This is a genomic window from Mesorhizobium sp. WSM4813 (genome assembly GCF_055811555.1).
Map to the genome: position 1 here is coordinate 78,796 of NZ_JBVVQU010000014.1, position 15,319 is coordinate 94,114.

Annotated in this window: 12 protein-coding genes; 6 read left to right on the top strand and 6 right to left on the bottom strand. The window is 63.6% G+C overall.

Annotation, left to right across the window (positions count from 1 at the left end; all coding sequences use genetic code 11):
• Positions 1-38: 38 nt before the first annotated feature.
• The 5 genes from AC0L25_RS10575 (at position 39) to pdeM (ending at position 6,258) form a co-directional block, all read left to right on the top strand.
• Entirely contained in the window at positions 39-1,403 is a 1,365-nt protein-coding gene (locus AC0L25_RS10575) for a leucyl aminopeptidase family protein (protein WP_473595422.1), read from the top strand.
• Between the two features lie 70 nt (positions 1,404-1,473).
• Positions 1,474-1,824 (top strand): MarR family transcriptional regulator, encoded by a 351-nt coding sequence (locus AC0L25_RS10580; RefSeq protein WP_473595423.1) that lies wholly within the window; start codon positions 1,474-1,476, stop codon positions 1,822-1,824.
• A gap of 97 nt (positions 1,825-1,921) precedes the next feature.
• Positions 1,922-2,782, top strand: coding sequence for a C40 family peptidase (locus tag AC0L25_RS10585; RefSeq protein WP_473595424.1), 861 nt, complete (start codon positions 1,922-1,924; stop codon positions 2,780-2,782).
• 240 nt (positions 2,783-3,022) lie between these two features.
• Positions 3,023-5,545 (top strand): ligase-associated DNA damage response DEXH box helicase, encoded by a 2,523-nt coding sequence (locus tag AC0L25_RS10590; RefSeq protein ID WP_473595425.1) that lies wholly within the window; start codon positions 3,023-3,025, stop codon positions 5,543-5,545.
• The gene (pdeM, locus tag AC0L25_RS10595) at positions 5,542-6,258 is read left to right on the top strand and encodes a ligase-associated DNA damage response endonuclease PdeM (RefSeq protein ID WP_473595426.1); all 717 of its coding nucleotides are present in this window, start codon (positions 5,542-5,544) and stop codon (positions 6,256-6,258) included. Before AC0L25_RS10590 ends, pdeM begins: the two co-directional genes overlap by 4 nt.
• Positions 6,259-6,264: 6 nt before the next feature.
• On the opposite strand, the gene AC0L25_RS10600 is transcribed toward pdeM, so the two are convergent.
• The 3 genes from AC0L25_RS10600 to AC0L25_RS10610 are packed head-to-tail and all read right to left on the bottom strand — an operon-like array spanning position 6,265 to position 10,876.
• Positions 6,265-7,200, bottom strand: a complete 936-nt coding sequence (locus AC0L25_RS10600; protein WP_473595427.1) for a dimethyl sulfoxide reductase anchor subunit family protein — start codon at positions 7,198-7,200, stop codon at positions 6,265-6,267.
• Positions 7,201-7,211: 11 nt separating this feature from the next.
• Positions 7,212-7,946, bottom strand: coding sequence for a 4Fe-4S dicluster domain-containing protein (locus tag AC0L25_RS10605; protein WP_473595428.1), 735 nt, complete (start codon positions 7,944-7,946; stop codon positions 7,212-7,214).
• Positions 7,943-10,876, bottom strand: a complete 2,934-nt coding sequence (locus tag AC0L25_RS10610) for a molybdopterin oxidoreductase family protein (protein WP_473595429.1) — start codon at positions 10,874-10,876, stop codon at positions 7,943-7,945. Before AC0L25_RS10610 ends, AC0L25_RS10605 begins: the two co-directional genes overlap by 4 nt.
• A gap of 277 nt (positions 10,877-11,153) precedes the next feature.
• Between AC0L25_RS10610 and AC0L25_RS10615 the strand changes: the two genes are divergently transcribed.
• Entirely contained in the window at positions 11,154-12,056 is a 903-nt protein-coding gene (locus AC0L25_RS10615; RefSeq protein WP_473595430.1) for a LysR substrate-binding domain-containing protein, read from the top strand.
• Positions 12,057-12,062: 6 nt separating this feature from the next.
• On the opposite strand, the gene AC0L25_RS10620 is transcribed toward AC0L25_RS10615, so the two are convergent.
• The 3 genes from AC0L25_RS10620 to AC0L25_RS10630 all read right to left on the bottom strand — a co-directional run bounded on the left by AC0L25_RS10620 (position 12,063) and on the right by AC0L25_RS10630 (position 15,247).
• Positions 12,063-13,319: an Hsp70 family protein gene (locus AC0L25_RS10620; RefSeq protein WP_473595431.1), complete on the bottom strand. Its 1,257-nt coding sequence runs from the start codon at positions 13,317-13,319 to the stop codon at positions 12,063-12,065.
• Between the two features lie 213 nt (positions 13,320-13,532).
• On the bottom strand, positions 13,533-14,324 hold the full coding sequence (locus AC0L25_RS10625; protein ID WP_473595432.1) for a TIGR02186 family protein: 792 nt from the start codon (positions 14,322-14,324) through the stop codon (positions 13,533-13,535).
• Entirely contained in the window at positions 14,324-15,247 is a 924-nt protein-coding gene (locus tag AC0L25_RS10630; protein ID WP_095493560.1) for a sulfite exporter TauE/SafE family protein, read from the bottom strand. Before AC0L25_RS10630 ends, AC0L25_RS10625 begins: the two co-directional genes overlap by 1 nt.
• Positions 15,248-15,319 lie beyond the last annotated feature (72 nt).

Sequence of the window (15,319 nt, forward strand, 5' to 3'; positions counted from 1 at the left end):
GTTAAAAAAACACCGACTCGGAAGCCGGAGACCATCGAATGCCAGTCGAACTCATCGAGAGAAAATTGAAGACCACGCTGCCGGTTCATCTGGTGGCGAAGGATAGACTGGATGCAGCTGGGCTTGCCTCGTCCTCGCTCGCCTGGGCCAAGGCCAACGGCTTTTCCGGTGAGGCCGGCAGGACGCTCATTCTACCGGATGAAAACGGTGCGCTTGCCGGAGCGCTGTTCGGCACGGGCGATGGCGAAGGCGCGCTTGCCATCGGCGCGCTGGCGAGAGCCTTGCCCGCAGGCGATTGGCATTTCGCCTCGGCACTGGCCGAGCCGGAAATCGCGGCTATCGCACTGGCGCTCGGCGGCTATATCTTCACCCGCTACGGCAAAAAGCCTGGCAAGGCGCTGCGTTTTTCGCTGCCCCCCGGCGCTGAAGGGGCTTACGTTCGCCGCATCGCCGATGGCGTTTTCCTGACGCGCGATCTGGTCAACACGCCGACCAGCGACATGGGACCGGACGAGTTGGAGAAGGCAGTTCGGACCCTGGCCAGGACGTACAAGGCCGAAGTGTCGGTGACCAAGGGCGACGACCTGCTTAAGAAGAATTTCCCGATGATCCATGCCGTCGGCCGCGCATCGGCCGGGGCGCCGCGCCTGATCGATATGATTTGGGGGCCGAAGAACGCCCCGAAGGTGACGCTGGTCGGCAAGGGCGTCTGCTTCGACACCGGTGGCCTCGACATCAAGCCGTCCTCAGGCATGCTCTTGATGAAGAAGGACATGGGTGGTGCCGCCAACGTCCTGGGCCTCGCCTCGATGATCATGGCCGCCGGGCTGAAGGTCCGGCTGCGTGTGCTGATCCCGGCGGTCGAGAATTCTATTGCCGGCAACGCCTTCCGGCCCGGCGACGTTCTGGTGAGCCGCAAGGGCATCACCGTCGAGATCGGCAACACCGACGCCGAGGGACGGCTGGTGCTGGCGGACGCCTTGGCACTGGCAGACGACGACGAGCCGCAGCTGCTGATCGACATGGCGACCTTGACGGGGGCTGCTCGCGTCGCGCTCGGTCCCGATCTGCCGCCTTTCTACACCGGCGACGAAACGTTGGCGTCCGACCTCGCTGCGGCCTCCGTCGCAGTCGAGGATCCTCTATGGCGCATGCCGCTGTGGAAACCCTATGACGCAAAGCTGTCGTCGAAAATCGCCGACATCAACAACGTCACGTCAGACGGTTTCGCCGGCTCGATCACCGCAGCGCTGTTCCTCAAGCGCTTCGTCGAGAAGACCGCCGCCTGGGCGCATTTCGACATCTTCGCTTGGAATCCGTCCGATCGTCCGTACGGTCTCGCCGGCGGCGAGGCGCAAGCCATCCGCGCGCTGGAAAGGGTCATCTCGAAACGCTACGCCTGACGGTTGCGGTCCGACAGGAAATTATCGAGACTGAAACGGAACCGAAACAATTTGCCGTCATTCTGGCCGGATGTCGATTTCGATGCGCCCGAGCCAGGCCTTGCGACTGTGGCAGCAGGTGATGCTGTCCCAGGTGCGCGCCGACGCGCCGGACCTCACCATGCGCCAGACGGCGATCCTGTTCACCATCTATCTCGACCCGCCACCGCACACGGTGCGCGGGCTCGCCTCCCGGCTCAACGTTACCAAGCCGGTGATCACCCGTGCGCTCGACACGATGGGAGCGCTGAAGCTGGTATCGCGCCATCGCGACGAGCTCGACAAGCGCAACGTGCTGGTCAAGCGAACTGTGGAAGGTGCGCTCTTTGTCGAGGGCTTCGGCGATGTTATCATAGCCAAGGCCCAGGAACTGCCCATTTAGAGCATGATCCCGAACCGTAGGTCAGCGAAGCAAAAGTTGGGAACCGGTTTTCGGGAGAGATCATGCTCAAACACCAGGATAGAGCCGAGTTGCCGATTTGACCGCCAGGGATGCCCGCCTTCACGCCTTCCGTTCCGATCTCGCCGACGTCAGGCTGAAAGGCAAGGTTGCCGCTAACCGCTTTGTCGCCGGCCGTCCAGCGCGTATCGCCGCTTCCGTTGCCAATGTCCGCAAGGCGCCGCGCCCGGATGCCGGCGTCAACACGCAGCTTCTGTTCGGCGACGACGTTCTCGTTTTCGAGGACGTTGAAGGCTGGGCCTGGATCCAGGCGGAACGCGACGGCTATGTCGGTTATGTCGCCGACACCGTGCTGGGCGGACGGGACCATGCACCTACGCATGTCGTCTCGGTGCCGCGTACCTTCCTCTATCCCGGGCCGGATTTGCGGTTTCCGCCAAGCGGGCAGCTGTCGATGGGATCGGCGGTGACGGTGACGGACGCGGCCGAAACGCGCGGCACGCATTATGCGCTGCTGCCGTCCGGCGAGGCGGTCATATCGGGCCATTTGAGGCCCTTGAACAAACCAGCTGCCGATTACGTCGCGGTCGCGGAAACCTTTCTCGGCACGCCCTATCTGTGGGGCGGCGCCTCCGGTTTCGGCATCGATTGTTCCGGTCTCGTGCAATTGGCGATGCACATGGCCGGCAGGCAAGTGCTGCGCGATTCCGACATGCAGGCGGCGACCATCGGTGAGTCGCTCGAGCCTGGACCAAATTTTGCCGGGCTACGGCGCGGCGATCTGGTGTTCTGGAAAGGCCATGTCGCTGTTATGACCGACCCGGAGACCATGATTCACGCCAGCGGCCACACCATGCTGGTCTCGCTTGAAGAGTTCAAGGACGCCCTCACCCGCATCGGCTATCTCTATGGCGGTCCAACAGGGTTCCGGCGGCCGTAGCTTCTTCCTTCTCCCCGTTCTACGGGGAGAAGGTGCCCGAAGGGCGGATGAGGGGCGGCGCGAACCTCCGCCCGTCGGCGCTGCCCCTCACCTGCCTGCCGGCATCCTCTCCCCGTAAACGGGGCGAGGGGCGCTCTCTTCGAAGATTTCGCCAATCTCGGATGGCGCAGAAGGATCCAGCGATCACCTTTTGTTCCGATTCTTCTTGGCGATTGCGCGCTGCCGCGCTACCTCTGGCGGGTGACAGAGCAGCCGCGCCTCGCCGAACAGCATGACCCCGTGCGCTTGCCCGAACCATTCCTCAAATGGTTCGCGCAAAAGGGCTGGTCGCCGCGCGCCCATCAGATCGAATTGCTGGCAAAAGCTCAGGCCGGGCAGTCGGTTTTGCTGATCGCGCCGACTGGCGCCGGCAAGACGCTGGCCGGGTTTCTGCCTTCACTAACCGAGCTGACCGGGCGGCCAAGGAGAAAGCCCGGGCAGGCGCGTCGCGGCATCCACACACTCTACATCTCGCCGCTGAAAGCGCTGGCCGTCGACATCGAGCGCAATCTCGGCAAGCCGGTGGAAGAGATCGGTCTGCCTGTCACCATCGAGACGCGCACCGGCGACACGCCCGCGCACAAGCGCCAGCGGCAGAAGTTGACGCCGCCCGATATCCTCCTGACCACGCCCGAGCAACTGGCGCTGCTGATCGCGGCGCCCGACGCCAGGCGTTTCTTCGAGGATCTGCACTACGTCGTGCTCGACGAACTGCATTCTTTGGTGACGTCGAAGCGCGGGCATCTCCTGTCGCTCGGGCTGGCCCGGCTGCGCTCCTTCGTTACCGGCTTGCAGACGATCGGCCTGTCGGCAACGGTCGCCGAGCCGGACGAATTGCGGCGCTGGCTGGTCAGCCAGAATCCCCCGGGCGGCATGGCCGAATTGATCGTCGTGACGGGCGGCGCCAAGCCCGAGATCTCCATTCTCGATTCGGAAGAACGCGTGCCGTGGGCTGGACATTCGGCCCGCTACGCGACACCGGAGATCTATAGCCAAATCAAGCGACACAAGACGACCCTGCTGTTCGTCAACACACGCAGCCAGGCCGAGCTGCTGTTCCAGGAATTGTGGCGGGTCAATGAGGACACTTTGCCGATCGCGCTGCATCACGGCTCTCTCGATGTCGCCCAGCGCCGGCGCGTCGAAAAAGCTATGGGCGAGAATGCCTTGCGCGCCATCGTCGCCACTTCGACGCTCGATCTCGGCATCGACTGGGGTGACGTCGACCTGGTCGTGCATGTCGGCGCGCCGAAGGGCGCGAGCCGGCTGGCGCAGCGTATCGGCCGCGCCAACCACCGCATGGATGAGCCATCGAAGGCGATCCTGATTCCGGCCAACCGCTTCGAGGTGCTGGAATGCCGGGCTGCGCTCGACGCCAATTATCTCGGCGCCCAGGACACGCCGCCGCTGGTCAATGGCGGGCTCGATGTGCTGGCGCAGCATGTCCTGGGTTGCGCCTGCGGCGCGCCTTTTCATGCCGATGCGCTGTTCCAGGAGGTGCGAACGGCCGCGCCCTATGCCGGTCTCGATCGGCCGACATTCGACCGCGTCATCGATTTCGTCGCCACTGGCGGCTATGCGCTGAAGAACTATGAGCGCTACGCCCGCATCCGCCTGAACAAGGACGGGCTGTGGCGCGTATCCAATCCTCGCATTGCCCAGCAATACCGGCTGAATGTCGGCACCATCATCGAGGTGCCCGCGCTCAACGTGCGTTATATCAGGGCCGGCAGCAGAGGCTCTGCCTCGCGTGGTGGCCGGGTTCTCGGCAAGATCGAGGAGGCGTTCCTCGAGACGCTGACGCATGGCGATACCTTCATGTTCGCCGGCAAGGTGCTGCGCTTCGAGGGCATCCGCGAGAATGAGTGCTTCGTGTCCAATGCGCCCGGCAGCGACGCCAAGGTGCCTTATTATGGCGGCGGCAAATTCCCGCTTTCGACTTACCTCGCCGAACAGGTCCGCATTATGCTGGACGACCCGCGGCGGTGGAAGAAGTTGCCGGAGCAGGTCGCCGACTGGCTACGCTTCCAGGCCGACAAATCGGTGCTGCCGAAACGCGACGACCTGCTGACCGAGACCTTTCCGCGCGGCAACCGCTACTATCTGGTGGCCTATCCATTCGAGGGCAGGCTGGCGCATCAGACGCTCGGCATGCTGCTTACCCGCCGTCTCGACAGGGCGGGAGCCAGGCCGCTCGGTTTCGTCGCCACCGACTATGCGCTTGCCATTTGGTCGCTGGCTGACATGGGCAGGATGTTCAGGGCGAAGAAGCCGTCGCTGGCCGCGCTTTTCGACCAGGACATGCTGGGGGACGATCTCGAAGCCTGGCTGGCCGACAGCTGGCTCTTGAAGCGCACCTTCCGCAATTGCGCGCTGATCTCGGGGCTGATCGAAAAACGTCATCCGGGCCAGGAGAAAAGCGGGCGTCAGGTCACGGTGTCGACCGACCTCATCTACGACGTTCTGCGCAGCCATGAGCCCGACCACATCCTGCTGCAGGCGACGCGTGCCGACGCGGCCACGGGGCTGCTGGATGTCAGCAGACTTGCCGAGATGCTCTCGCGTATCCAGGGCCGAATCGTGCATAAGAACCTCGAACAGATCTCGCCGCTCGCCGTGCCGATCATGCTTGAGATCGGCAAGATGCCGGTGCATGGCGAGGCCGATGATACGCTGCTGATGGATGCGGCAACACTGGTCGAGGAGGCCATGGGGACAAAATGACATTTGCGATCGCCATGACTGCGCCCTTGGCGGATGCCGATTCTATCGGCATCGCCGGCGAGCGCGTGATCTGCGATCGGCGCGGCGTGCTTTATTTTCCCGAACTTCGGCTGCTGACTGTCTCCGACCTGCATCTGGAAAAGGGCTCGTCGCTGGCACGGCGCGGCGCGCTGATCCCGCCTTACGATACCGGCGCGACATTGCTCCGATTGCAGGCGGTGATCGCCGACTACCAGCCTGCGATCGTCATCAGCCTGGGCGACAGCTTCCATGATGGCGGCGGCGCGGCGCGCATGCACTCAAGCTTTCGCGAACGGCTGGAGGCACTGATGGCCGGTCGCGACTGGTTCTGGGTTGCCGGCAACCATGATCCGGACGCGCCGGCCGACCTGCCCGGCGAGACGGTGCGCGAGCTGGCCATAGGCTCTCTCGTATTCCGACACGAGCCTTCGGCGGTGAGAGTGGAAGGCGAGATATCAGGCCATTTGCACCCTTGCGCTCGCATCGTGCAGCAAGGCCGCTCGGTGCGGCGGCGCTGCTTTGCCGGCGACGGCGGCCGCATGATCATGCCGGCCTTCGGCGCCTATACCGGCTCCCTCAATGTGCTCGACCGCGCCTATGCCGGGCTGCTCCGTCGCGAAACGCTGATGGCCTATATGCTCGGCACGGAACGGATTTTCGCGATTTCCCACGCAATGCTGCGGCCAGGCTGAGCTGCTCTACCTGCCATAGTAGAGGGTAACCGTGTGCTTCGCCTCGGCGAAGAACAGCCAGCGTTCGACCAGCATACCGGCGAATTGGGCGATTGCGGCGAGTGCCGACAGGACCGCCGCATAGGGCCATGGCAGGGCGAACACGGCAACCAGCAGCAAAACAGGCGAGGCGAAGGCCAGCATTTGCGTGATCTGGCGTAACCGCGCCTTGTGCTTGCGCGCGATGCGAAAGCCCATCTCCTTGAGCAGGTAGTTTTCCTCGGTGTGCGGCCATTCCAGCGATCGAACGGTGCCGCCGGCAAGTCCGGTCGCGGTGTTGGCGGTTGTCGGGATTTCCAGCCTGTCATTGTATCGCCAGGTTGCCAGCTTCCAGCCCCAGCCGAGCAACGTCAACAGCACGGAAAAAGCTAAAACGGCATCGGAGCCGAGGGCGAAACCACGCAGTAGCGCGTTGAGAAGCACGCTGCCGCTCATCGCCGAAAAGATCAGATAGCCGGGCAGAGTGAAGCGGCTGTGCCACTGGGCGATCGGCTTTAGCGACGCATAGATCATGCCGGTGGTGCAGACGGTGGCGACCGCGCCGATGGCTGCCAGCAAACCGGCAACGGCCACCCAGCCGTCTGTGCGGCCGAGGAACACCCAGCCGATGGCAAACAGTCCCGCCGGCACGAAGGTCGAGACCGACGCAACGCCTTCGCGCGACAGCCATGAGCTGCGCCATTGCGAGAAGGCGCGCCAGGCACGTTCTGGTCGGCCGAGATGGCCGGCCGACGACAACAGGCCGGCCGAGATCAGGCCGAGCGCCAGCCCCATGCCGAGGAGGCCGAGCCAGAAACTGGGCGGGACAAGCCCCAGTCCGGCCAGCACGCCAAGCAGCGCGAGCAGGCCGTAACCGGCGCCCGTGGCGGTGGTGAAAAAGACGACGGAGAAGGCTGGATGCATGGAGGCGCTGATCAGTGCGAAAGCATGCGGTCGACCCAGCCAAGGAAGCCGCCTTCGGCTCGCACCGGTTCGAGCGCCAGCGCCGGCACCGATGCGGCGCGTGTGGTATGGGCGCGCGGCGGTAAATATTTGTTGGTCGGGTGATAGCCGAGTTCGGGCATCAGGTCGACGCCGCCGCGCTCGGCCACCAGTTGCGAGATCGCCGACGCCGGGTCGCCGAGATCGCCGAAATGCCGCGCGCTGGTTGGGCAGGCCGCGACGCAGGCCGGCACGCGGTCTTCTTCGGCCAGATTGTCGTTATAGATGCGGTCGACGCATAGCGTGCATTTCTTCATCACGCCGACACTCGTGTCGAATTCACGCGCGCCGTAGGGGCAGGCCCAGCTGCACAATTTGCAGCCGATGCACTTGTCCTCGTCGACCAGCACGATGCCGTCCGAGGCCCGTTTGTAGGAGGCGCCGGTCGGGCAGACGGTGACGCAGGCCGGTGTCTCGCAATGCAGGCAGGAGCGTGGGAAATTGACCGTGCGCCCACCCATCTCCGTTATGTGCTCATAGCTGTGCACGCGGTTGAACCAGACCCCGTCGACATCGCCGCCATAGGGATCGATGTCGGTCAGCGGCGCCATGTGACCGCCGGTGTTCCATTCCTTGCAGGCGGTGACGCAGGCCTGGCAACCGACGCAGGTGTCGAGATCGATGACCAGGCCGAGCTTCTTGTCGGTATGGGCGGGAAGGCAGGTCATGGTCTGGCAGCCTCTCTTTCCCGGCGGAACTCGGCCCCGAAACTGAGCTTGTCGGGCGAGGGTTCGAAATGCGGCGGCTGCCGGAAGCGCTCGAACTGCGGCTCGGTGAAGCCGGCTTCTTCAGCCGCGCATTTGACGATGCGGACGCGCAGGTCGAACCATGCCGCCTGGCCGGTCACCGGATCGGAATTCGAATAGCGCTTGCCGTTCGCATCCGCGGAGGTCTGGTCGCCGATGATATGGTTGAGCAGGAAGCCGCGATTCGATTCGGCGGCGTCGTCCTTCAGCCCCCAGCTGCCGCGCCGTTTGCCGATCGCGTTCCAGGTCCACACCGTGTCGGCGTTGACCCCGTCGACCAGCTTGATCTGCCCCTTGACCCTGCCGTTGATGCTCTCGATCCACACCCAGTCGTCATCGACAAGGCCGAGGCCGGCCGCGGTCCGGTTGTGCACGAACAGCCGGTTTTGGCTGGTGATCTGCCGCAGCCACGCGTTCTGCGAACCCCAGGAGTGGTACATATGCATCGGCCGCTGTGTCAGCGCGTGCAGCTTGTATTTCTCGAGGTCGACAGCGGCCTCCTCGAAGGGCGCATACCAGAATGGCAGCGGATCCATATAGGTCTCGATGCGGCTGCGCTCCGCCTCCGGCGGCCGCATCCTACCATGGCCGCGCGCGGCGAGGCGAAAGCGCTGCATCGGCTCGGAATAGAGCTGGAAGACGATCGGCTCGGCCTTCGGGATAAAGCCCATATTCTCGGCGAAATCGAGATAGGAGCGGTTGGCCATCTTGTAGTAGCGCTGGTCGTCCGCAAAATCATGGTGCCAGAAGCCGCCATTGTCGATGTAGCGCTGAAGCTGGTCGGGATTGGCGTCACCCTTGCCGATCGAAGTCCCGTCCTTGCCGCGCCAGCCGGCGAGCGGGCCGACGCCCGGCGTGCGCTCATGATTGACGATGTAATCGGCATAGTCGCGGTATTTGGCCGAGCCGTCGTCGTCGACGAAGCCGGGCAGGCCGAGCCGCGCGCCGAGCTCGATCAGCACTGTCTGGAACGGCCGCACGTCGCGGTCTGGCTCGACGACGGGATGGCGGATGGCGTCGCCCGGGCCGTCGGCATGGCTGATCGGCCGATCGAGCAGGCTGATGCAGTCATGCCTTTCGAGATAGGTGGTGTCGGGAAGCACGAGATCGGCGAACGGCACAGTCTCGGAATAATAGGCGTCGGAATAGATGATGAACGGGATCTTGTAGTTGCCGGCCTCGTCGCTGTCGGTCAGCATCGCCATCGTCTCGACGGTGTTCATCGACGAGTTCCAGGCCATGTTGGACATGTACATCATCAGCGTATCGATCTTGTAGGGATCGCCGGCCCAGGCGTTGCGGATGACCGTGTGCATGAGGCCGTGCGCGGCGAGCGGCGCGTCCCACGAGAAGGCCTTGTCGATGCGAACAGGCGTGCCGGCGGCATCGACCAGCAGATCGTCCGGTCCGCAGACGAAGCCAAGCGGCATGCCTTTGAGCGGCGTCATCGGCCTGACGTCCTTGCCCGCCGGCTTCGGCCCCGGCGGCGCCGAACGGGGATAGGGCGGCTTGAAGCGGAACCCGCCCGGCACGTCCACCGTTCCAAGAAGCACCTGGAGCAGGTGGATGGCGCGGCAGGTGTGAAAGCCGTTCGAATGGGCCGAGATGCCGCGCATCGCATGCATCGACACCGGCCGTCCCTTGACCGTCTCGTGCCCGCGGCCGGCCCAGTCGGTCCACGCTATCGGCAGTTCGATTGCCTGCTCGAAAGCGACATGCGCCAGTTCGGCGGCAATGCGTCGGATCGTATCGGCTGAAACGCCACAGCATTCGGCGACCGCGTCGGGAGAATAGCTCTCCTGCAGATAGCGGTCGGCGACGAGCTGGAAGACCGGAACGCAGCGGTGGCCATCGACCTGGAAGTTGCCGGTCAGCGCCGGCTTTGCGTCGGTATCGGTGGCGCTGACGGGCACTTTCGCCACCCTGTCCCAGGCCAGCGGATTGCCGCCATTGTCGCGCGCGAACAGCCCGTCATCGGCAGCATTCGGCTCCTGGATGACGAGGACATGGGCGTTGGTGTAGCGCAGCAAATAATCGAGATCGACGCGGCCGGCCTTCAGCAGTTCATGGATGAGAGCAAACACGAACAGGCCGTCGGTGCCGGGCCGGATGCCGATCCAGTCATCGGCGATGGCGTTGTAGCCGGTGCGGCACGGATTGATCGAAACCACCTTGGCGCCGCGCGCCTTGAGCTTGCCGAGGCCGATCTTGATCGGATTGGAATCATGGTCCTCGGCGACACCGAACAGCATGAAGTATTTGGTGTTGTCCCAGTCGGGTTCGCCGAACTCCCAGAACGAGCCGCCGATCGTATAGAGCCCGCCGGCCGCCATGTTGACCGAGCAGAAGCCGCCATGTGCGGCGAAATTCGGCGTGCCGAACTGGCTCGCCCACCAGCCGGTCAAGGATTGCGACTGATCGCGCCCGGTGAAGAAGGCGAATTTCTTCGGGTCGGTGCGGCGTACCTTTGAAAGCCGTTCCGTCGCGATGGAAAATGCTTCCTCCCACTCGATTTCGCGAAACTCTCCCGAGCCGCGCGGACCGGTGCGCAGCAATGGTTTCTTCAACCGAGCCGGGCTGTAATGCTGCATGATGCCGGCGCTGCCCTTGCCGCACAGCACGCCGCGATTGACCGGATGGTCCTTGTTGCCGTTGATGTAGCGGACCTTGCCATCCTTGATGTGGACGTCGATGCCGCAGCGGCAGGCGCACATGTAGCAGGTGGTCTTGGCGATGCTGTCGGAGATATCAGGCGACGTATCGACGCCATCGCCCTCGTCGGGCGCGTGCGTGTCGGCAAGCGAACGTTGGGACGGTGCGGAATTGGCGCCGCGCAGCGGCCCGTGGGTCATGACCCGGTGCTTCGGTAAGCCGTGAATTTGGCTCTCGTCTTCGGCCCGGGGCCGCGCATGTAGTGCTCTTCCGGGTGATAGCGGTCGCCGGCAAGCCGGCGCCGCAGGCTGCAGGTCCAATGGGCAAACAGGGATTTGAACCGCCCGATCACATTCTACCCTTTGTGGCTTGGCCGCGATGTTTTTCCAATTTCTTTCAGAAACTTAGAACAAAGCAATCGATCCGTCTAACAAGTTGCTCTTGTAATTCCAATCGAATTTGTTTCTTAATTCACCCATGACCCTGGAGCAATTGCGGATCTTCGTTGCTGTCGCCGAGCGAGGGCATATGACCAAGGCGGCCGAGCTGCTGGGCATTTCGCAGTCAGCGGCGTCGGCCGCTATCCGCTCGCTCGAACAGCAGCACGGCGTCCAGCTGTTCAACCGGGTCGGCCGCAACATCGAGCTGGCTCAGACCGGGCGCAGGTTCCTGCCCGAGGCAAAGGCCGTGCTCGAACGGGCGGCTGCCGCTCACAATGTGCTGGAGCACGTCTCGCAGACGATTACCGGCAGCCTTTCGATCGCCGCCAGCCAAACTATCGCCAGCTATTGGCTGCCGCGCCGCCTGGCCTCCTTCCACGAGGCCTATCCCGCCGTCAGGCTGAGCGTGACCATCGGCAACACCAGACAGGTCGAGACCAATGTCCTGGACGGCACGGCGGATTTTGGCCTGGTCGAAGGGCGCACTGATTCCGACATATTGCGGCGCGCCAAGGTCGATGTGGATCGCCTGATGCTGGTCGTGGCGCATTCGCATCCCGAGATCGCAGAAGTCTCGCGCGGGTATCGCGATATCAGGGAGCTCCGCTGGATCATCAGGGAAGGCGGATCGGGCACCCGCGAGGTGCTGGAAGATCTTGCTCGCCGCGAAGGGATCTCGTTCGCGGACCTGCGGATATTCCTGGTGCTGCCGAGCAACGAGGCGGTCCGTCAGGCGGTCGAGGCCGGCGCCGGCGCCACCATTATTTCGGAGCTCGTTGTCGCGCACGCGGTCGCCGAAGGCAGCCTGCGGTCCGTGCCGATCGATCTGCCGAAGCGCGATTTCGCGATGATCACGCATCGTGACCGGCAGGCAAGTCTGGCCCAGATCGCGCTCAAGGCGCATCTGGGCGCGAAGGTTGGCGAGACCGTCCGCGGGTAAGCCGGGTCAGGCGAATTTCCGCTGCGCGTCGAGCGCCAGCCCAAGCCCGACCGAGCCGAACATGTCACCTTGGATGACGGACGCCTGCGGCACCAAGGCTAATATCTGCTGCCTTGCCAGCGGGATGGCGGTCGATCCGCCGGTCAGGAACACCGCGGTGATGTCGGATGGTTTCACCTGCGAGTCGCGGATGGTCTCACCAACCGTCGCGGCCACCCGTTCGATATCCCTGGCGATCGTGGCTTCGAGCCCGGCGCGCGAAATTTCTGCCGCAAACTTCGCTCCGGGCAGCGCGACTACGACATCACCAGAAAGTTGTTCCGTCAGCTCGATCTTGGCCGTTTCGACCAAAGCGGCCAGCGCGTGCCCGTAACGATGCTCGACGATGTGGATGAAACGGTCGACTAGGTCGGCGCGTTCCGCCTCGTAGCGGATCTGGCGCAAATGCGTCATCGCCCGGGCGGTGTAGACCAGATTGATGCGCTGCCATGTCGCGAGGTCGATGAAGTAGCTGGCCGGCAAGTTGCGCTTGCCGTCCTTGGTCGGCGAGAGGTAGCCGAGTTGCGGCATTATATGGGCAATGCTCAACAGCCGGTCGAAGTCGGTGCCGCCGATATGGATGCCTCGGCTCGCCAGAATGTCGTCCTTGCGATCGAGGAAGCGGGCGCGCTGCGGCGAGACGCGCACGATCGAGAAGTCGGATGTGCCGCCGCCCATATCGACGATCAGCGCCAGTTCTTCCCGCGTAACCTTCTGCTCGTAGTCGAGCGCCGCCGCGATCGGCTCGAATTGGAAGGCGATATGCTTGAAGCCCTGGGCGCGTGCCGCGTTTTCGAGTTCACCTTCGGCCTTGGCATCGGCCTCGGCATCGTCGTCGACGAACTGCACGGGACGACCGAGCACCACGCTCTCGACCACGTCGCCGGCATCCTCTTCCAACCTTTTCCTGAGATGGCCGACGAACAGACCGATGATCTCGGTAAAGGCGATCGACCGTGCCTTGATCCGCGTCTTTTCATGGACAAGCGAGCTGCCGAGCACGCTCTTCAGCGAGCGCATCAGGCGACCTTCGATGCTGTCGGTATAGTTGGCGACGGCGCGGCGCCCGAAATAGGTGCGGTTATCCTCGAAGTTGAAGAACACCGCGCTCGGCAGCGTCACTTCGCCGTCTTCCAGCGCCACCAGCTGCGGCTGCCCGTTCCTGACCACGCCCACGGTGGAATTCGAAGTGCCAAAGTCGATACCGCCGAATGCTGGTCGCATCGTAAGTCCTGTATTTTTGATTTGGGGAGCGACAGCTCGTGTCCGGTCGGGCCGGGGTCGCGGTCTAACCCATGAACCTCTAAAGGGGAACCACCTTTCGGAAGGGGTCTGATGCATGTCGCGCAAAAGTGTGCAGCGGTTTTGCGATAACGACATGCATAACAACGACAACCTAAAGCGCGTCGCATGACGGCTGGTCAAACGCGACGCGCTTTAGTCCTTTTGGAAGACCAGTCTTCCTAGCCAGCCGGTCAGCATGGCTAGCGACACGGCGAAGACGCCATAGAGGAAGGAATAATCGTGGGCGACGCGGAAGATCGACTGTTCGAAACCGGACTTGCGGATTTCGAGCTGGGCGGAGCTTTCCTTGATGAACAGGCCGCTCTTGAACAGGAACGCACGAGCCTTGTGGGTGCCGACCGGAACATTGGGGGCGAGCCTGACGGTGGCACGGAACAGGTTCTGCGACAGGAACTGCACGCCGCCGACATTCTCGCTATAGAGGCCGGTCGCCGTTTTGCGCTCGCGCAGCGCGGCGGTGAATTCCTGGATTGTCGCGGGACTGTCGCCATCGTCGGCCGGCTGCATGTAGATGTTGGCGGCGCCGAGCGACAATTGCTTGTAGCTGTTGGGGTCGGTGACGTCCTGCAGCGGGCGCGTCGTTGCCACTGAATAGGACACCGGCACATTCTCGAAGGTCTCGGACTCCAGATTGATCCAGATGCCGAGCACCCGGTCCTTGCGCCGCACGACGACCGGCCGGGCCGGACCCTCAAGCACGACGATGATGTCGTAGCGCCCTTGGCGCGCGACAAGCGGGTCGGCATTTTCCAATGAGCCGAAGATGGTGAGATCGGCGCCGGAAAAGCCGGCGGTGATCGAGACATGGTCGGTGGACAGGCCGATCTGGATGTTTTCGGTAACCGGCGTCTGCGCTTTTCCCGGTGACGCGGCGGCGAACAGCGACAGCGAGGCAACGGCCAAGAACGCCCTCAAGCCCGCCATCAGGTCGGATCCACGCCGGACAGGGAATAGAGGTTGGGCGGCGTCACGAACAGATCGATGGCGAGCCGGATTGCGACTGCCAGCACCAGCAGCGCCAGCAGCGCCCTGAGCTGCTCGCCACGCAGCCTTTGGCCGGCCTTGGCGCCGTATTGCGCGCCGGCGACGCCGCCCGCCATCAACAGGAAGGCGAGCATGACGTCGACCGTCTGGTTGGTAGTGGCATGGACCAGCGTGGTGTAGGCGGAGGTGAAGATGATCTGGAATAGCGAGGTGCCGATGACGACGTTGGTCGGCACTTTCAAGAGATAGATCAGCGCCGGTACCATGATGAAGCCGCCGCCGACACCCATGATCGACGACAGGAAGCCGATGCCGGCGCCAAGCCCGAGCACCGGGATGACGCTGACGAAAAGTTTCGAGGCCCTGAACCGCATCTTCAGCGGCAAGCGGTGGATCCAGTTGTGCTGGCCGGATTTCTTCAGCACCGGTGCCGCGCCGCTACGCGTGGCGCGCAGGGCGTTGACGCTCTCGACCAGCATCAGCCCGCCGACGGTGCCAAGCAGCACGACGTAGAGCAGCGAGATGAACAGGTCGAGCTGGCCGAGTCGGCGCAAGAAGCCAAAGACAAAGATGCCGCCGGTTGAGCCGACGATGCCGCCTGCCAAAAGCACACCGCCGAGCTTGAAGTCGAGCGTGCCGCGCTTCACATGCGACAATGCGCCGGAGAAGGAGGAGGCGATGACCTGGTTGGCGCCGGTGGCGACCGCGATCGCCGGCGGTATGTTGTAGAAGATCAGCAGCGGCGTGATAAGAAAGCCGCCGCCCACTCCGAACATGCCCGAAAGGAAACCCACCGCCGCGCCCATGGCCAGCAGCACGAAGATGTTGACGGAAATTTCCGCGATCGGGAGATAGATGCCCACCCGTCAGTCTCGATCAGTTTGCCTCTCGACGAATGCAACCGTTGCGGGCATTTCGCGCCAAAAAGCCTATCT